Origin of the sequence: Oscillibacter acetigenes, from assembly GCF_025567605.1 — a bacterium.
Classification (GTDB): Bacteria; Bacillota; Clostridia; order Oscillospirales; family Oscillospiraceae; genus Oscillibacter; species Oscillibacter welbionis.
Window position 1 is genome coordinate 40545 of record NZ_JAOQKG010000005.1, and the last position, 17761, is coordinate 58305.

The 17761-nt window shown below is 63.6% G+C and carries 19 protein-coding genes; 4 read left to right on the top strand and 15 right to left on the bottom strand.

Translation table 11 applies throughout. From position 1 onward, the window contains the following. Positions 1–32: 32 nt before the first annotated feature. Genes deoD through OCV80_RS11025 form a run of 3 tightly spaced genes read right to left on the bottom strand, consistent with a single transcriptional unit; the run spans position 33 to position 2441 of the window. On the bottom strand, positions 33–749 hold the full coding sequence (gene deoD / locus OCV80_RS11015) for a purine-nucleoside phosphorylase (protein ID WP_136891443.1): 717 nt from the start codon (positions 747–749) through the stop codon (positions 33–35). 15 nt (positions 750–764) lie between these two features. Further along, positions 765–1424, bottom strand: coding sequence for a deoxyribose-phosphate aldolase (deoC, locus tag OCV80_RS11020; RefSeq protein ID WP_267288401.1), 660 nt, complete (start codon positions 1422–1424; stop codon positions 765–767). Positions 1425–1445: 21 nt separating this feature from the next. After that, complete coding sequence (locus OCV80_RS11025; RefSeq protein ID WP_267288402.1) at positions 1446–2441, bottom strand: MBL fold metallo-hydrolase; 996 nt, start codon at positions 2439–2441, stop codon at positions 1446–1448. Positions 2442–2652: 211 nt separating this feature from the next. Here OCV80_RS11025 and OCV80_RS11030 point away from each other — a divergent pair, with 211 nt between their 5' ends. Together OCV80_RS11030 and OCV80_RS11035 are read left to right on the top strand one after the other, a co-directional pair. Beyond that, entirely contained in the window at positions 2653–2991 is a 339-nt protein-coding gene (locus tag OCV80_RS11030; RefSeq protein ID WP_119310496.1) for a hypothetical protein, read from the top strand. A gap of 197 nt (positions 2992–3188) precedes the next feature. Further along, complete coding sequence (locus OCV80_RS11035) at positions 3189–4472, top strand: S1C family serine protease (RefSeq protein WP_160117387.1); 1284 nt, start codon at positions 3189–3191, stop codon at positions 4470–4472. 56 nt (positions 4473–4528) lie between these two features. Here OCV80_RS11035 and OCV80_RS11040 read toward each other — a convergent pair whose 3' ends face one another. From OCV80_RS11040 to OCV80_RS11080, 9 genes are all read right to left on the bottom strand, one after another. Next, on the bottom strand, positions 4529–5185 hold the full coding sequence (locus OCV80_RS11040; protein ID WP_119310494.1) for an HAD hydrolase-like protein: 657 nt from the start codon (positions 5183–5185) through the stop codon (positions 4529–4531). A 36-nt stretch (positions 5186–5221) separates the two neighbouring features. Continuing rightward, positions 5222–6262: a helix-turn-helix domain-containing protein gene (locus OCV80_RS11045; RefSeq protein ID WP_119310493.1), complete on the bottom strand. Its 1041-nt coding sequence runs from the start codon at positions 6260–6262 to the stop codon at positions 5222–5224. A gap of 137 nt (positions 6263–6399) precedes the next feature. After that, positions 6400–6609 (bottom strand): helix-turn-helix domain-containing protein, encoded by a 210-nt coding sequence (locus OCV80_RS11050; protein WP_021751390.1) that lies wholly within the window; start codon positions 6607–6609, stop codon positions 6400–6402. A 228-nt stretch (positions 6610–6837) separates the two neighbouring features. After that, entirely contained in the window at positions 6838–7404 is a 567-nt protein-coding gene (locus OCV80_RS11055; protein ID WP_021751391.1) for an NADH peroxidase, read from the bottom strand. A 136-nt stretch (positions 7405–7540) separates the two neighbouring features. Next, on the bottom strand, positions 7541–7738 hold the full coding sequence (locus OCV80_RS11060; RefSeq protein ID WP_136891438.1) for a DUF4177 domain-containing protein: 198 nt from the start codon (positions 7736–7738) through the stop codon (positions 7541–7543). Between the two features lie 316 nt (positions 7739–8054). Next, positions 8055–8204 (bottom strand): hypothetical protein, encoded by a 150-nt coding sequence (locus OCV80_RS11065; protein ID WP_267288403.1) that lies wholly within the window; start codon positions 8202–8204, stop codon positions 8055–8057. Positions 8205–8270: 66 nt separating this feature from the next. Further along, positions 8271–10352 (bottom strand): elongation factor G, encoded by a 2082-nt coding sequence (locus tag OCV80_RS11070; protein WP_025545335.1) that lies wholly within the window; start codon positions 10350–10352, stop codon positions 8271–8273. 567 nt (positions 10353–10919) lie between these two features. Then, entirely contained in the window at positions 10920–12338 is a 1419-nt protein-coding gene (locus OCV80_RS11075; protein WP_021751395.1) for a spore germination protein, read from the bottom strand. Between the two features lie 165 nt (positions 12339–12503). Further along, positions 12504–13439 (bottom strand): DUF4349 domain-containing protein, encoded by a 936-nt coding sequence (locus OCV80_RS11080; RefSeq protein ID WP_256264352.1) that lies wholly within the window; start codon positions 13437–13439, stop codon positions 12504–12506. Between the two features lie 225 nt (positions 13440–13664). Between OCV80_RS11080 and OCV80_RS11085 the strand changes: the two genes are divergently transcribed. Next, a complete protein-coding gene (locus OCV80_RS11085; protein WP_021749287.1) occupies positions 13665–14684 on the top strand; it encodes an alpha-hydroxy-acid oxidizing protein in 1020 nt (339 codons plus the stop codon). A gap of 64 nt (positions 14685–14748) precedes the next feature. Here OCV80_RS11085 and OCV80_RS11090 read toward each other — a convergent pair whose 3' ends face one another. Further along, positions 14749–15456 carry an alpha/beta hydrolase gene (locus OCV80_RS11090; protein ID WP_136891436.1) on the bottom strand — a complete coding sequence of 236 codons (708 nt, stop codon included), beginning with the start codon at positions 15454–15456 and terminating at the stop codon, positions 14749–14751. A gap of 1 nt (position 15457) precedes the next feature. Continuing rightward, entirely contained in the window at positions 15458–16201 is a 744-nt protein-coding gene (locus OCV80_RS11095) for an acyl-[acyl-carrier-protein] thioesterase (protein ID WP_025545641.1), read from the bottom strand. A gap of 158 nt (positions 16202–16359) precedes the next feature. On the opposite strand from OCV80_RS11095, the gene OCV80_RS11100 reads away from it, so the two are divergent. Continuing rightward, positions 16360–16731, top strand: a complete 372-nt coding sequence (locus OCV80_RS11100; protein WP_021749284.1) for a RidA family protein — start codon at positions 16360–16362, stop codon at positions 16729–16731. A gap of 109 nt (positions 16732–16840) precedes the next feature. Here OCV80_RS11100 and OCV80_RS11105 read toward each other — a convergent pair whose 3' ends face one another. Next, the gene (locus tag OCV80_RS11105) at positions 16841–17683 is read right to left on the bottom strand and encodes a DegV family protein (RefSeq protein WP_119310487.1); all 843 of its coding nucleotides are present in this window, start codon (positions 17681–17683) and stop codon (positions 16841–16843) included. Between the last annotated feature and the right edge of the window lie 78 nt (positions 17684–17761).

A 17761-nucleotide genomic window follows, 5' to 3' on the forward strand; every position in this document is an offset into this window, starting at 1 on the left:
GCGGGGACTGATTCTTCTTTTTTGAACTCGCCTTACTTCTTCGCCATCTCCACAGCAACGCCCAGGGCAATCTCCATCATCTGGGTGAAGGTGGTCTGGCGGTCGGCGGCAGGCAGCTCCTCGCCGGTAATCAAGCTGTCGGAGATGGTACAGATGGCCAGGGCCCGCTTGCCCGCCTCGGCGGCGTTGCAGTACAGGGCCGCGCTCTCCATCTCTACAGCCAGCACGCCCATCTTGCCCCAGTCCAGAGTGTTGCCCGCCTTGTTGTAGAACACGTCGGAGCTGAGCAGGCTGCCCACATGGGGCTCGATGCCGAGCTTCCGGGCTACCGTCACGGCGGTCTCCAGCAGGGTGAAGTCCGCGATGGGGGCGAAGGTGCCGCCCAGGCCGAACTGGTGGGCGTAGTTGGAGTCCGTGCAGGAGCCCTGGCCGAACACCACGTCCCGCACCTTCAGCTGGGGGGAGATGGCGCCGGCGCTGCCCACCCGGATGATGTTGTCCACATCATAGAAGTGGAACAGCTCATGGGAGTAAATGCCGATGGAGGGCATCCCCATGCCGGAGGCCATGACGGACACAGGCGTGCCCTGATAGGTGCCGGTGTAGCCCTGGACGCCCCGGACGTTGTTCACCAGCTTCGCGTCCTGCAGAAAGGTCTCCGCGATGAATTTGGCCCGCAGCGGATCGCCGGGCATCAGAACGGTCTTGGCAAAGGCCCCCTGGGCCGCCTCGTTATGGGGAGTTCCCATGCTTTCATTTCCTCCTTATTTCTCTTCCATGGCCTTCACGGCCTTGACGATGCGGCTGGTGCCCAGGCGGGAGGCACCCAGGTTGATGAAGTCCTCCGCGTCCTTCAGGTCGGCGATGCCGCCGGCGGCCTTGATCTTCACATCGGGACCCACGTGCTTTGCAAAGAGGGCCACGTCCTCCCGGGTGGCGCCGCCGGTGCCGAAGCCTGTGGAGGTCTTGATATACTCCGCGCCGGAGGCGGTGACGATCTCGCACATCTTGATCTTCTCCTCGTCTGTGAGGAAGCAGCACTCGATGATGACCTTCAGCAGCTTGCCCTTGCAGGCGGCCTTCACGGCCTTGATCTCGGCGAGCAGGTCGTCCCACTTCTGATCCTTCACCCAGCCCAGGTTGATGACCATGTCCACCTCCTCGGCGCCGTTCTCCACGGCGTCCGTGGCCATGAAGCACTTGGCGGCGGTGGTGTCATACCCGTTGGGGAAGCCGATCACCGTGCAGATGGGCAGCTTTCCCGCCACATACTCCGCCGCCTGCTTGACATAGCTGGCAGGGATGCAGACGCTGGCGCAGCCGTACTTCATACCATCGTCGCAGATGGCCCGGATCTCCTTCCAGGTGGCCGTTTGGGCCAGCAGAGTGTGGTCGCACTTGCTCAGAATCTCTTTCACTTCCATTTGAAGCATCTCCTTTATCATTCATATTTTGTCGCCCACGCCGGCGAAATATACCCGTTTTCCATGTATCTCCTGGCGGAAGACCCGCCCTTGGGCCTCCAGATGGTCCAGATGGGCCAGGGCCTCTCCCACGGCAAAGAACTTCTGCGCCAGGGGAAAATCCGCCCAGTTCCGGCAGCGGATGCTCCAACGCATCCGGCCTGCGATCTGATAGGCGGTGAGGCCCGGCGCCTTCTCCACGGTCCGCAGGGTGTCCTCCAGCCGGCGGGCGTGGTGGGCCTTCAGCTCCGCCGTCCGCTGCCGCAGGTCCCCGGTCTCCGCCCGGTGGGCGGGATACAGCTCCGCTGTGTCCAGAGCGGCCGTCCTGTCCAGACTGCTGAGATAGTCCCCCAAAGAGTCCTCCACTCCCTGCCAGCGGCAGATGTTGGGCGTGATGTGAAACAGCACATGGTCGCCGCAGAACAGCCGCCGGCGGGCCGGGTCATACAGGCACAGGTGCCCCGGCGTGTGGCCCGGCGTCAGCACGCACCGCAGCATACGGCCGCCGTAATGGAGCGCCGCGCCGTCCTGCAGCTCCGTATAGAGCCCTTCCCGCCAGGGCGGGGCCGCCGTCTGGGCCGGATTGTCTCCCCACAGGGCCTCCATCTCCGCCTGGGTGAAGCCGTCCCGCACATATTCCCCGTAAAGCCGCTTCCAACAGGACGGATCCGAGGCGTTTTTCACGCCGGGGCTGTCGATCTCCCCGATATAGATCCGGCAGCCGGGGCGGATCAGCTCCGGCGCCAGCCCTGTGTGGTCGCTGTGGAGGTGGGTGCAGAAAATGTCCAGCCGGTCCCGGTCCACGTGCGTCTCCGCCAGCTGGCGCTCCATGGCCTCGCGGCAGGACTGCTGGCGGAAGCCCGTGTCGATCAGCAGGCTCCGCTCTCCGGTCAGCAAATAGCTGTTCAAGTTTTTCAGCGGGTTCCCCACCAAGGGGATGTCCAGCCGCCAGAGGTCCTCCGCCAATCGCTCCGCCATGGGCCGCTTCCTTTCCAAAAGGTAGATTCAGTATAGCAGACTTTGGCCCGCCTGTCCAGTGAGACGGGCCTTGCTCCCCCGCCTCCTCCGGACGGATGGGCAGCTCCGGCGCTTTCGCTGAAGGGGCCCGCTTCCAAACCTTGAAGCAGCCAGACGTATATGATATCATATAGAAAAGCAACCATTTCCGTATAAAAGGGAGGCCATCCACATGAAGCCATTGATCTTCTGGTCTATATTGGCAATGCTGTTGATGATAGGCTGTCCGTGGTTGGCAGCAACATTTGCAGGCAGCGCGGGAATGGCCGTCTGCCTTCTGCTGTTCTTTGGGGTCAATCCCATATTTTCTGCTGTATGCGGCGTATTTGCAGGAAAGGACATCAAGCGGCTGTGGCCCCTTCCAATTGTTGTCGCGGGATTATTTCTGGCAGGGGCGTGGCTATTCTTTGCGATGGGTGAAACAGCGTTTTTGTTGTATTGCGTCTGCTATCTCATGATTGGCATGATCGCGATGCTGATGCGTTCTTTTCTGAAGGGCAGAAGAGCGTGATCCCAATATACAGAATAGTGGAACCAAGGCCCTCATGTGCGGCAGCGGGGCCTTTTATATACCGTTCTGTTCCGTCTTTTCCGCCAAGAGAGTCTTGGGAACGCCCAAATCGGCCCGGGCAGTAAAGGGACCGGGCCTTGCCAAGCGCTCTGCCCGGTGCTAAAATGGAGCCATTCTCAAGATTTGGAGGCTACCCCATGAAAAAACGACTTCTTTCGCTCCTCTGTGTCCTTGTCCTGACGGTGAGCGTGATCCCCGCCGCCTCCGCTCTGGAGGGGGAGGCGGCCCGGGCCGCGGACACCCTCTCCACCCTGGGACTGATCGACTCTACATATAATCTGGACGCCCCCGCCACCCGGGCACAGGCGGCCGTGCTGCTGGTGCATCTGGCCGGGGCAGAACAGGCCGCCGCGGCAGACAACTGGCTGGCCGGCTTCCGGGATGTTCCCGCCTCCATCGCCCAGGAGGTGAACTACGCCGCCCGGCAGGGCTGGATCACCGGCGTCACGGCGACAGCCTTCCGGCCGGACGCGGCCCTCACCGCCAACGCCTGGAGCGCCTTCCTGCTGCGGATGCTGGGGTATTCCGACAAGGCGGGCGACTTTACCATTGCCGACGCCGCGGGTTTCGCCCAGCGGATCGGCCTCTTCCCCATCGCCTATACCGGCACCCTGACCCAGGGGGACCTGTTTGAGATGGCGGCGGACGCTCTGTCCTTCTCCTACCGGGACGGCAGCGCCACAGTGATCGGGCGCCTGGTGAGCCAGGGGACCGTCTCCCGGGCCGCGGCCAACGCCCTGGGCCTGCTGACCCCCGCCCTCACCGCCCGGCAGGTGGCGGACCGCTGCGCGGCCGCCGTGTTCCGTCTGGACACCTATGAGACGGAGGCGTACCGGGACGAAGGCCTTGTCACCGGCGAGGCCAGCGGCTTCTTCATCACGGAGGACGGGCTGGCCATCACCAACTACCACTCCATCGCGGACGCGGTCTCCGCCACCGCCACGCTCTCCACCGGGGATGTATATGAGGTGGAGCGGGTCATCTACTACGATCCGGACATCGATATCGCGGTGATCCGCGTCTCCCACGCCGCCCTAAAGGGACACGACACCTCTGCTTTTGCCACGCTGGACATCGCGGATTCCGGCACCGGAGACCTGCGGGCGGGCGACACGGTCTACGCCATCGGCAATCCCCTGGGCCTGGGGCTGGCAGTCAGCTCCGGCATCGTCAGCGCCACGCAGCGGGATGTGGAGCGGTACGCCCTGCCCTGCGTCATGAGCACCGCCGACATCTCCGAGGGCAGCAGCGGCGGCGCCCTGCTGAACGTCTACGGTCAGGCGGTAGCCGTTACCTCCGGCGCCTATGTCTACGGCAATAGTATGTATCTGGCGGTGCCCATCGACCCCATCCTCACCGCCGATCTCACTGGTGAGGGCCTGACCCTGCCGGAAGTCCTCGAGGCGGAAACCGTCGGCTGAATACCGAAGCGCCTGAAAGAGGCGGCGCCCCATGGGCGCCGCCTCTTTTTTCGCATTCAATGGGTCAGGATGAACTGCTCCAGCTCCTCCGGTGTCCGGACCACGGCCACAGCGCCGCTCTCCGCCAGCTCGCCGGGGGCGGCGTAGCCGAAGAACTCCACGCCCGCGCAGGCGATGCCGCACGCCTTGGCGCCCAGCACGTCGAACTTCCGGTCCCCCACCATCAGGATCTCCGGCTTGTGGGCCTCCGTCAGCTCCAGGCGGCGCATAGTCTCCCGGATCACGTCCGCCTTGCTCCAGTCCCCCACGGGCGGGCTGCCCGTCACAACAGCCAAAGACGGCGTGAAGCCGAACTTCTCGCAGATGGGCACACACAGGCTCTCCGGCTTGGAGGAGGCCAGAGCCAGCACATAGCCCCGGGCCTTCAGCCGGGCGCACAGGTCCGCCATGCCGGGGGCGGCCATGTTCTCAAACTTGCCGACAGGCTCGTACCGCTCCCGGAAGGCGGCGATGGCCTCCGCGGCCCGCTCCGCCGAAAAGCCGCAGAATTCCGCGAAGGAGTCCTGCAGGGGCGGGCCGATGAATTTGATGAGGGTGCTCTCCGGCGGCACCGGCTCCCCCAGCTTGTCAAAGGCATACCGCAGGCTGTTGAGGATGCCCTCCTTGGAGTCTGTCAGCGTGCCGTCCAAATCAAAGAAAATATAGTGATACATACACTTCTCCCCTTATTCTTCGCCGGAGAGATTCTATCATGTTTCGCCCTCCTCCGCAAGAGGGGGGCGGCGCTTTTTCCAATGTAGCAGCGTCCAAACCAGCACGCCAGCCCCGGAGACGGCGCCGGCGATCAGCACCCCCTGCCGCAGCCGGAGCCAGAGTGCCACATCCGCCTCCAGCCGCCCCCGCAGGATGGTCCAGCTCTCCGGGAAACCGCTTTGGACCAGCTCTTCCCCATATCGGGCGATCCAGGGCGCCAACACCCGGTCCAGCTGGCCGTCCGCCAGGAACCACAGCCCCGCCAGAAGTACCGCCCACGCCAGCCACACCAGCCAGAGCCGCCGGGTCCGCCGCAGGAAGCCGCCGCTCCGGTGGAGCATTGGCCGCAGCCGCTCCGGTATCCACAGCAAAGAGGCATCCGCCCCCGCCCGGCGGCGCAGGGCCCGCTCCAGCACGGCGCACAGCAGCGCCAGCCCCACGGCGAAGAGCAGCGGCTTCCAGGCTTGCATGGTGTCGTAGTACCGCATCTCCGCAAAGTCCACCTCCAGCCTGCCCAGCCGCACCAGCCGCAGCAGGGCCCACCACTGGACGGCGGAGGCGGCCAGCAGCTTGCGGTACAGGTTTTCCCAAATTTTAGCATCCAACGATATATCACCGTACCGGGCCGGATGGACAGCCAGCACATAGCCGATCCATAAGAGGCCCACCGACAGCGGCCAGGCCGCCAGACTGACATAGGCCACCCGGAATGCCGCCAGCACACCCAGCGCCAGGCTGCCGATGAAACAGAGGTCGAACCGGGTCCGCAGCCGCAGCAGCAGGAGGCGCCGCCGTGCCGGTCCCTGGGCCTCCGCTGGCCGGCCCCGCAAGGTCTCTCCCGCCAGGATATCATCGGCGGTGACGCCGTACAGCTCCGCCAAGGCAGGCAGCACGGTGATATCCGGCAGCCCCGCGCCGTTTTCCCACTTGCTCACGGTCTTGTTGGAGACACCCAGCTGATCCGCCGCCTCCTGCTGGGTCATGCCCCGGGCTTTCCGCAGCGCCGCCAGATAGGCGCCTGTCTTTCCGGCATCCATGGGCCTCCCTCCTCTCTGGCCTCAGCATACCGCAAATCAGGCTGTTTGACCATCCCCCGCCCTTGAATTTTGTCTGCGGAGCGTAGAATCGGGCCGGGGACGGCAAAAAACGGCAGAGCGGGCGGCCTGCTCTGCCGTTACGCTTTCCCGTCCGGAATATGCCGCATAATGTCCCCCACCTCACACTTCAGGATCTTGCAGAACATCTCAATGGTGTGGGGGCTGACGCTCTCATTCCGCTTCAGGCGGGTGATCTGGGCTGGATTGATGTGCCAGCGCCTAATCAGGGCGTATTGAGAGATGCCTTTTTCCTTCATTTTGTCCCGCAGGCTGTCATAGGAGATCATCACACGCAAGCCTCTCTTTCTGCCTGCATGTTAACCGAAATTGATGTATGACCAGATCAACCAACATCAGTTCATGTATATGGGAGCAGAAAAGCAAGCGCCCCTCAGGGCCTTGAAAGATGTTACAGATTCTGATTAGTTTCGTGCGGCGCGAACGGTCTTACCTCTCTTTTTATAAAAATCCCCCCGGCCGGCGGCCGGGGGGATTTGCCGTATGGACTTTTCGAATCAGCCGAAGTACCGCTTCAGCAGGCCCTCGAAAGCCTTGCCGTGACGGGCCTCGTCGCGGGCCATCTCATGCACGGTGTCGTGGATGGCGTCCAGGTTGTACTGCTTGGCCAGCTTGGCCAGCTCGAACTTGCCCAGGGTGGCGCCGTTCTCGGCCTCGACCCGCATCTCCAGGTTCTTCTTGGTGGAGTCGGTCACCACATCGCCCAGCAGCTCCGCAAACTTGGCAGCGTGCTCGGCCTCTTCCAGAGCGGCCCGGCGCCAATACTCACCAATCTCGGCATAGCCCTCACGATATGCCACGCGGGACATGGCCAGATACATGCCGACCTCAGTGCACTCGCCGGTGAAGTTGGCGTTCAGACCGTCGATGATCTCCTTCTGGACCTCGGCGGGAACAGACTCGCCGAAGGACTTGCCCACGCCGACCACATGCTCGGCAGCCCAGCTCAGCTCACCCTTCTGCTCGGTGAACTTGGAGGCGGGAACACCGCACTGGGGGCACTTCTCGGGGGGATTCTCGCCCTCATAAACATAACCGCAGACAGAGCAGACCCACTTCTTCATAGTAAATGTCCTCCTTTTATACTTATCTTTTTTGAAAGCCTTTTTTCCTCAGTCCCCTTGGGACAGTTTGAGTATAACAGGATATTCTAATATTTTGAAGTTGCTTTTGCAACTAATAGAAAACTTTTCCTGGATTTTAAGTCGGCAATTTACGACTCCGTTCAAAGATCAGGTCCACCCGGCTAATCCCTCCATGACTCGTGAAGCTCACCGGGAAAAATCCCACATACCGCCAGCCTTCTGCGGCGTATGCGTCGATAAGCTCCCGGTGTTCCCGGGTGTCTGACAGGAAGCCGCCGCCGGTATCCACCGGAATGTATTTATATTGATACATGTGCCCGCTCCTTTCATACAAATTAACAGCTTGTGGCATTTCTGCTTACAGAAACGGCGGGGAGTTTGCTCCCCGCCGTTTTGGTTTTTGCAAATGTGCGTTATCTTTCCTCCGCCGCCTGGAGCGCCTTCGCCTCCGCGATGGCCTTCTCCTGGGCCGCAGGCGGGCAGTCGCCCCGCAAGCCGCTTTGCGCCCTGCGGGGACCCCGCATTGGATGCAAATCGCCCGAAGTGAATTCGGCCGATTTCAAGATTTTGCCTCCGGCAAAATACTTGTACGCCGGACTCCCGGCGGAGAGACGCGGACTGCCTCTTCCTTACTTCTCCTCCGCCGCCTGGAGCGCCTTCGCCTCCGCGATGGCCTTCTCCTGGGCTGCCGGCGGGCAGTCGCCCCGCAAGCCGCTTTGCGCCCCGCGGGGACCCCGCATTGGATGCAAATCGCCCGAAGTGAATTCGGCCGATTTCAAGATTTTGCCTCCGGCAAAATACTTGTACGCCGGACTCCCGGCGGAGAGACGCGGACTGCCTCTTCCTTACTTCTCCTCCGCCGCCTGGAGCGCCTTCGCCTCCGCGATGGCCTTCTCCTGGGCTGCCGGCGGGCAGTCCTCGTAGCGGACGAAGTGGAAGGTGAAGCTGCCGCGGCTCTGCGTCATAGACCGCAGATCGATGGCGTAGCTGCCCATCTCAGCCATGGGCACCTCCGCAGAGATCACCTGGTTGCCGTCGCCGGTGGGATCCATGCCCATGACGCGGCCCCGGCGCTTGTTCAGATCGCCGATGACGTCGCCCATGTAGCTGTCGGGCACAGTGACCTTCAGCTCGCCCACCGGCTCCAGCAGGACCGGGTTGGCCTCCGGCAGGGCGGCCTTGTAGGCCAGCTGCGCCGCGGTCTTAAAGGCGATTTCGGAGGAGTCCACCGGATGGTAGGAGCCGTCGTACAGCACGGCCTTCAGGTTCACCACGGGATAGCCCGCCAGGGGACCGTGGGCGCAGGCCTCCCGCAGGCCCTTCTCCACCGCAGGGAAGAAGTTCTTGGGCACGCTGCCGCCGAAGACCTCCTCGGCGAAGATCATGTCGTCCTGCTCCGTCTGGGGTTCAAACCGGATCCACACGTCGCCGAACTGGCCGCTGCCGCCGGTCTGCTTCTTGTGGCGGCCCTGCTTCTGGACAGTCTTGCGGATCTTCTCCCGATAGGGCACCCGCACGGGCTTCAGATCCGCCTCCACATTGAAGCGGCTCTTCAGCTTGCTGACCAGCACATCCACCTGCATGTCGCCGGAGCCGTTGAGCACCATCTGGTGGGTCTCGGCGTTGTTGGTGACGGAGAAGGTGGGATCCTCCTCGTTCATACGGGCCAGGCCCTGGGCGATCTTGTCCTCCTGGCCCCGGGTCTTGGGCACGATGGCCACGGAATAGCAGGGCTCTGCGAAGGGCAGTTCCTTCAGGGCGACGACCTTCCGGGCGTCGCACAGGGTATCGCCGGTCTTGACCTTCTCCATCTTGCCGATGGCGCCGATGTCGCCGCAGCCCAGCTCCTTCACCTCGGTGGCCTTCTTGCCCCGCATGGTGTACAGGCGGCCCAGTTTTTCAGAGACGCCGGTGCGGGCGTTGACCATGGGCAGATCCGGCGTCAGGGTGCCGGAGAGCACCTTGACGAAGCTGTACTTGCCGTACTGGTCAGAGACGGTCTTGAACACGAAGGCCGTAGGCACGCCGCCGGGGGAGACCACAAAGGGCTCCGTCTCGCCGTCCTGGCGGGTGGCCTTGTGATAGTTGCCCTCCATGGGGTTGGGCAGCAGGTCCACGATGTCGTCCAGCAGCATCAGGCTGCCCATGCAGTTGACAGCGGAGCCGCACAGCACGGGGAACAGGCTCAACTCCCGCACGCCCTGGCGCAGGCCCTGAATCATCTCGGCGTAGGTGAAGTCCTCGCCGCCGAAGAACTTGTCCATGAACTCCTCGCTGGTTTCGGCCACGGACTCCTTCAGGGCGTTGTTGAACTCCTCGATGACGGCGTCCTTGCCCTCGGGGATCTCGATCTCCACCCGCTTTTGGTCCTGCATCTCATAGGCGCGCTTGTTCAGCACGTCGATGATGCCGGTGACCTTCTTGCCCTCGTCCCAGATGGGCACCACCAGAGGCGCGATCTTGTTGCCGAACCGGGCCCGCAGAGCCTCGAAGGTGGCGTTGTAGTCGCTGTTGTCCTCGTCGGTCTTGGAGATATAGATAAAGCGGGGCATATTCCGCTCCTCGCAGTATTTCCACGCCTTCTCCAGGCCCACGGACACGCCGTCCTTGGCGGAGCAGACGATGATGGCGGCGTCGGCGGCCCGTAGAGCCTCGATCACCTCGCCGGCGAAGTCGAACGCGCCCGGCGTGTCCAGCACGTTGATCCGGCACCCCTTGTACTCCAGCGGCGCCACAGCGGTGGAGATGGAGATCTGCCGCTTGGTCTCCTCCGGATCATAGTCGCAGACCGTATTCCCGTCCGCGCCCCGGCCCATCCGGTCGATGGCCCCGGTCATATACAGCAGGCTCTCTGCCAGGGCGGTCTTGCCGTTTCCGCTGTGGCCCAGCAGACAGACGTTGCGGATGTTTTGTACAGAATAGCTCATGTTTGTTCCACTCCTTATGTTGTGCTGTTGCCGCGGCCAGTCCCACCGGCCGCCGGGGATGCCTAATGTAGAAATTATACAACCTTTGCCGGTGCAATACAACAAAAATTTTGGCACATTCCCCGTTTTGGGCAGGAGAGCGAAAAAACAGCCGGAAATTTCGTCAAGTCGGCGAAAAACAGTTTCCCCCCGCCGGGCGGCGCCATGCAGGCACGCACGGCCGTCTCCAGCGCGGCTGCAAAGACGGCAGCCGGGCCGTCCGGCCACCGGAGCAGCTGTGGCGGCCCCTCATTTCTCTCCGCCGGCTGCATCTCTCCCGCCTGTTCAAATTTCCCCTCCATCCAAAGCTGAAGGGGTGTAGAAGTTCATGATGATCCGTGATATGAGTCCCTTCTCTCCTCGTCAAACGCACCAGGGTGGGCTTTTGTCCCCGCAGTCCGTTTCATCAGAGCGCCCATTTTTTCCAAAAGGGGTTGGAAATGCCACAGTTTGAAAAATTTTCTGCTTTCGGGGAAAAAACGCGCCGGACAGAATCCTGTCCGGCGCGTGCTGGAAGGAGCGGGTCTCTCAGGTGTTGTCCCGATTGATGGGTTCCCGCACCAGCAGCCGGCGAAGCGCCTTGCCGTTGAAGGGGATCAGGGGATAGAGATACCCGTGGCCCACCAGGGGTTTTGTGGTGGCCAGCAGGACTAGGATGCCCACGAACCCCAGGCAGAATCCCCAGACGTCGAAGGCCGCTGTCAGCAGCAGCAGCGCCACCCGCAGCAGCTTGAAGGCGTACCCCAGCTCATAGCTGGGCTGGGCGAAGCCCGCCACGGAGACGAATGCCATATACACCAGTACTTCCGGCCCCAGCCATCCGGCCTGCACGGCAAAATCACCCAGGATCAAGGCCCCCAGCATGGAGAAGGAGTTGGACAGCGTATCCGGCGTGTTCAGGGACGCCAGCTTCAGCACGTCGATCAGGAATTCCACCACCAGCAGCTGGGACAGCAGAGACAGCGCCGCCGGCTCCGGGGAGGAGAGGAAATCCAGCCAGGACGGCAGGCGCCCCGGCGAGCTGACCATCAGGTACCAGGCAGGGGTAATCAGCAGGGAGATCAGGAACACCGTCACCCGCAGGACCCGCAGATACGTGCCCACCAGCGGGGGAAAATAGAAGTCATTGGCCTCCTGGGTAAAGTCAAAAAAGGTGGTGGGCAGGATCATCACCGCCGCAGAGTTGTCCACCATCAGGATGATGCTGCCCTCCATGACGCAGGCGGCGGCGGTGTCCGGCCGCTCAGTGTACCGCACCTTTGGGAAGGGGTTGTACCACTGCTTGGGGCGGATGGCCTCCGCCACGCTCTCCTGCGCCATGGTGAGGGAGTTGGCCTGGATGTTCTGGAGCTTGTGGCGCAGCTCGTCCAGCAGGGCGTGGTCCACCCGGTCATCCAGGTAGCACAGCGCCACGTCGCTGTGGGTCCGCTGGCCGACCTTCAGCCCCTCCATGGTCAGGTGGGGATCCCGGATGCGGCGGCGCAGCATGGCCATGTTGGGCACCACCGCCTCAATGAATCCGTCATGAGAGCCCCGGAGGACCTTGCCGTCCGGCGGCTCTCCCACGCTGCGGCTGGGATACTCCTTGGCGTCGATCAGCGCCGCGCCGGACAGCCCCTCCATCACCAGCAGGCTTTTGCCCATCAGCACGGAGGTGACGATGTCATCCCGGTCATAGCTGACGTTCACCTCCATAAAGGTCACATAGCGGTCCGCGAACTGCTGCATCTCCGTCAGGCCCTGCACCGCCTCCGGCTGGAGCGACAGCCAGAAGGCCCCCATCCGCTCCAGGATGGCGTCCCCGCCGAAGCCGTCGATGACCCAGAACCGGGCCCGCCGGCCGCCCACATACAGGTCCCGACATACCATGTCGCAGCTGCGGCCTGCCCCTAGCACGTCGTTGAACCATTGCACATTTTCCTCATAATTGGATGAAATCCGATTCATGCTCCACCTCCGTGATCCCCGCTAGTATGTGCCGCGGCGGCGCGGTGTATGCCCGACAGCGAACACAAAACGGAATATCATCCGTCAAAAATCCACATCATTTTCAAAAATCCGGCAGGAAAACAGCGCATCCAACGCCGGATGCGCTGTTTGTTCCGTTCTGTCTTACGGCTTGTTCTCCGACTCCTTGGAGGCGGCCTGCCGCTCCCTGCGCCTCCTCTTCCAGAGAAGGCGGCCCGCCACGGTGCCAACCGCCGCCAGAAGCAGCAGCCACACCCAGCCGTAGGCCAGGGCCACGGCCAGACTCTCCAGTGCGCCCACAAACCCCCGCCAGCCAGAAGCAAAGGCCGCGCCCATGCGGCTTGCAAAACTGGTAGCCGGCTCCTCCACATTGGAGAGCTGGTACACCTCCTGGAGGGAGAGATGGACAGTGGCGTAGTCCACCAGGGCGTCATACTGCCGCAGGGTGCCGGTGAGCCGCTCGATCTCCAGCTCCGTGTCGGAGATGGCGGATTCGATGGTGATAATGTCCTCCATATTCTCCGCCTGGGCCAGCAGGTTCTGCAGCCGCTCCAGCTTGGTCCTCTGAGTGGCCAGGCGGCTCTCCGCGTCGTAGTACGCCTCGCTGACGTTCTCGCTGGTCTGCTCCTGATAGGTGACGTGGCACAGTGTCCCCACCCGGTCCAGGAAAGGCTGGAACTGATCCGCGGGGATGCGCACTTTGTAGTCGCCGGAGCGATAGCCGCTGCCGTAGTCATGGACCGCCGCCTGCTCAAAATAGCCCCCCAGGACCTCCACCAGCGTCCGCAGGTCCGCGTCGGCGGTGTCGAAGGCGGTGGTCTCCACCTCCATCCGGGCGGTGTAGATCATCTTGGCGTTTTCCAGACGGTCGGAGGCACCGTCCTCCGCCGTACCGCCGGAGTCCTCAGCCACTTCCGCCTCCGCCCAGGCGCCGTAGGAGCCGCCCGGGTCGTCCGCCCCATCCGTGGCGGCGCTGTTGGAGGCGGTGTCCGACACAGTCGTATCACCACCACCGCCGCAGCCGGACAGCAGACCCAGCAGCGCCAGCAGCGTCAGCAGCCACGCAAAGCCTCTTTTCATTCCAATACCCTCCTTTTCACGCCCCGCTTCCAAACCGGGGCCTCTGCCTATTCAGACGGAAAGGCGGGCCGTATGTTGCAGGAAAACAAAAAATTTTTCCAGCCTCTTTTTGCGCCCGGGAACTTCTCTGCCAAAGGTTGCCTTTTTCTTTTAAAGGGAGTACAATCAAGGCAGCCTTCCGCGGCGTGCCGCGGTTTTCGGAAAACAATTCGGAGGGGAAAATCTATGACATATCAGGAAGTTCTGGAACAAGCGCGGGGCGCTATGGGCCCCTACTGCAAGGCCTGTCCCGTGTGCAACGGCTTGGCCTGCAGGAACACCGTCCCCGGCCCCGGCGCCAAGGGCATCGGGACCGGCTTCATCCGTAACTATCAGAAGTGGCAGGAGCTGTGCGTCAACATGGACACCATCTGCGAGAACAAGCCGGTGGACACCTCCTTCACCTTGTTCGGCCGCACGGTGGACCTGCCGGTCTTCGCTGCCCCGGTGGGCGCCATGACGCTCCACTACGGGGACAAGTACAACGATCTGGCCTATAACGACATCCTGGTGGCCGCCTGTGCTGAAGCGGGCATCGCCGCCTTCACCGGCGACGGCACGGACCCTGCGGTCATGGAGGGCGCTGCGGCGGCCATCGCCAAGAACGGCGGCTGCGGCGTGCCCACCGTCAAGCCCTGGAACCTGGAGACCATCCGGCAGAAGATGGACCTGGTGAAGGCCGCAGATCCCTTTGCCATCGCCATGGACATCGACGCGGCGGGCCTGCCCTTCCTGAAGAACATGACGCCCCCCGCCGGCAGCAAGACTGTGGAGGAGCTGCGCGAGATCGTTGCCATGGCGGAGAAGCCCTTCATCGTCAAGGGCATCATGACCGTGGCCGGGGCCAAGAAAGCTCTGGAGGCCGGGGCCAAGGGCATCGTGGTGTCCAACCACGGCGGCCGGGTGCTGGATCAGTGCCCCTCTACCGCAGAGGTGCTGCCCGCCATCGTGGACGCTGTGGGCGGCCGGATGACCATTCTGGTGGACGGCGGCATCCGCACCGGCATGGACGTGTTCAAGGCCCTGGCCCTGGGCGCGGACGCGGTGCTGATCGGCCGGCCCTTCGTCACCATGGTGTACGGTGCCGGTGCCGAGGGCGTCAAGACCTATGTGGAAAAGCTGAAGGCCGAGCTGGCCGACACCATGGCTATGTGCGGCGCCCACTCCCTGGCGGACATCAGCCGCTCCATGCTGTACGGGTTCTGAGCTCTGCTCCCGCTTCAAATCACAGCGCCGCCCCGCGGATGCGGGGCGGCGCTTCGCTGTTCTCTTATTCCAGGTCCGCCAGGCAGGCACGCTGCCAGCGGTCCACCACCGCCAGCTGCTCCGGCGTGTGGAACCAGTGCTCTCCGGCCTCCTCCACAGTCAGGCGGCAGCCATTCCGGGCGGCAAAGGCCTCCACGGTCTCCCGGTCCGTCAGATGGTCCCGGGCGCCGTACAGGATGGCCGTGGGCGTCCGCCACCGGCGGGCAGGGTGGGTCCGGACGTATCGCAGATATTCCCAGGAGAGGGTCTGGCCGAACGTTGTGGGGATGCGCCCCTCCCGGGCCAGCCGCTCCTCACTGACACCGGCCCAGCCCATCATTTTGCGGATCAGGGCCTCCATGTCCACCACCGGAGAGAGGAACAGCGCCCCCGCCAGGGGCGCGTCCGGATATGCCAGCAGGCCGAACCAGGCCCCCAGGCTGGAGCCGAAGAGCCCCACCCGGTCCCATCTGCCCCGCAGCTCCGCCAGGGCGCACCGCAGCTCCGGCACCACCTGCCAGGGGACCAGAGCCGCGGCCTCTGACTCCCGGTCCCCGTGGCCGGGCAGATCCACGCTGACGGTCTGCCACCCGGCGTCCGCCGCCGCGGCGGCAAAGAACGCAGCCTCCGCCTTGCTTCCGCCCTGGCCGTGGAGGTAGAGGATCCCCCGCCGGCTGGGCCGCCCCCAGCGGAGGGCCGGCATCCCGCCCAGGGAAAACGGCTCCGCCCGCATCTTAAAACACGCACTGGGCGGAGAAGCAGACGCCCTCCGGGCCCAGGCCCTCCATCAGATACTCGCCGCCCTTGCGGCAGCCCACCATCCGCAGCTCCTGGCCCAGGGTGGCTTCCTTGCTGTAATTGATGAAGAACTCCCGGGGCACCTTTTCCTGCAGGTCGGCGGGCAGGTAGTCCCAGACGAAGTCACCGTAGTTGCCGCTGTACACATGGCCGTTACCGTCCAGGTCGGACCAGACCACCTTCCGGGCGCCCAGATCCTCAACCCCCTCCCGGGGCAGCAGGATCTTCCGGGGCTCCGGAGCGTCGATGGCCTTGGGGCAGGTGCCCAGCTTCTTGGCTGTGAAGGTGCCGGGCCGCATGATGCGCCGGGTCTGCGGGTCCACCAGAATCCAGTCGCTGCGGATGGACACCAGAAGTCCCTCCCTGTCCGTGATCTCATACACCCGCTGCATGTGGGCGGCCTTGACGCCGTCCTCCCAGGTGGTGACGTCCACCACCTGCAGCGCCCTGGGGCAGCGATGGATCCGCAGGGCGATGCGGGAGAGCAGGAACACCTCCCGCATCTCATAGAGCTTCTCATAGGTCAGACCCCGGGCGTCGTAGTCCGCCCCGGCCACGGCGGCGGCGATGCTCAACAGCGTGCTCACCCGGGCCCGCTGGTACCGGTCGCAGTCCGCGAAGATCAGCTGCTTCTGGCGCAGATAGCTGTTCTCCTGAAGGACTTCCCTCAAATCGCTCATACTTGCTCTTCTCCTTCCGGCGGGCCGTCCGCCCTTCCTGTAAGACATTCCAAAAAAGTATACCACGATTTTCCCTTTTTCACAAGCGCCGGTAGTTGACTTTTCTGCGGCGGATGTTATGATGAAGGTATCCAAATCGATCAAAGGAGGGTTTTCCCATGAAAACCGTGATTTCCACCCCCAACGCTCCGGGCGCCATCGGCCCTTACTCCCAGGGCTACGCCTTCGGCGACCTGGTCATCACCTCCGGCCAGATTCCCGTGGACCCCGCCACCGGCGCTATCCCCGAGGGCATCGCCGCACAGGCGGAGCAGAGCTGCAAGAACGTGGGCGCCATTCTGGAGGCCGCCGGCGTCACTCTAGAGAGCGTGGTGAAGACCACCTGTTTCCTGGCGGACATGGGCGACTTCGCCGCCTTCAACGAGGTGTACGCCAAGTATTTCACCTCCAAGCCCGCCCGCAGCTGCGTGGCCGTGCGAGAGCTGCCCAAGGGCGTGCTCTGCGAGATCGAGGCCATCGCCGTCAAGTAAATCTGATTTCCAGCAAAGAGAGCCGGTCCCCAGAGGGGCCGGCTCTTCTGTTTGATGCCAGGGCGCGGGAAGCGGGCCGCCGGGCCTGCCGCCCGCAGCGCGCACGGTCTCACGCCTTCCGCAGGAAGATCACGCCCAGGGTGCCGGGGCCGCAGTGACAGAAGATGGTGCACCCCGCCTTGGCCTCGATGATCTCCTGGAACCGCCCGTCCTGACGCAGGACCTCCCGGGCGATGGAGGCCAGGTGGTCGTCCGGGCAGGTGTCCACCAGAAAGGCCCGGTGGGTGTCCAGGTCCGCGCGGTCCCGCAGCCGGTCCCGGACGTACTCCTCCACCACCTTCTCGATGGAGCCCCGGTACTTCTTCGTCACCGGCAGCTTGCCGTCCACTACGTCCAGGCAGGGGTGGAGCTTCAGCAGGCTGGCACCCAGGGCCGTGGCGGTGGAGCAGCGACCGCCCTTTTTCATGTAATCCAGCCGGTCCAGCACAAAGCTGGTCTCCACCCGGGGAATCATCTCCTCCAGCATCGCCAGGATCTCCGTCACAGACTTCCCGGCCTCCGCGGCCTCTGCGGCGGCCAGCACCAGCATCCCATGGCCCACCGTCAGGTTGGCGGAGTCCACCACATACACGCCGTCCACCTCCTCCGCCGCCAGGCGGGCGTTCTGGTGGCAGCTGGAAAAGCCCATGCCGATGTTCAGGTGGATGACCGCGTCATACTCCTCCATCAGACGGCGGAACAGCTCCTCATAGTCCGCCACATTGACGGCGTTGGTGGTGGTGATCTCGCCGCCGGCGTCCACATGGGCGGCGATGTCCCCGGTGCGGATGTCCACCCCGTCCTGGTACAGCTTCCCCGCCTTGATGATCCCCAGCGGGGTCACGGTGATATTGTATCGCTCCAGCAGCTCCCGCGGCAGGTCGCAGGTGGAGTCGGTGGTGATCTTAATCATACAGACAGCTCCTTTTGGTCGCATCCCCGGACGGCCGTCCGGGGTTGAGGTTGTTGGATGGTCGGCCCCCCCACGGGA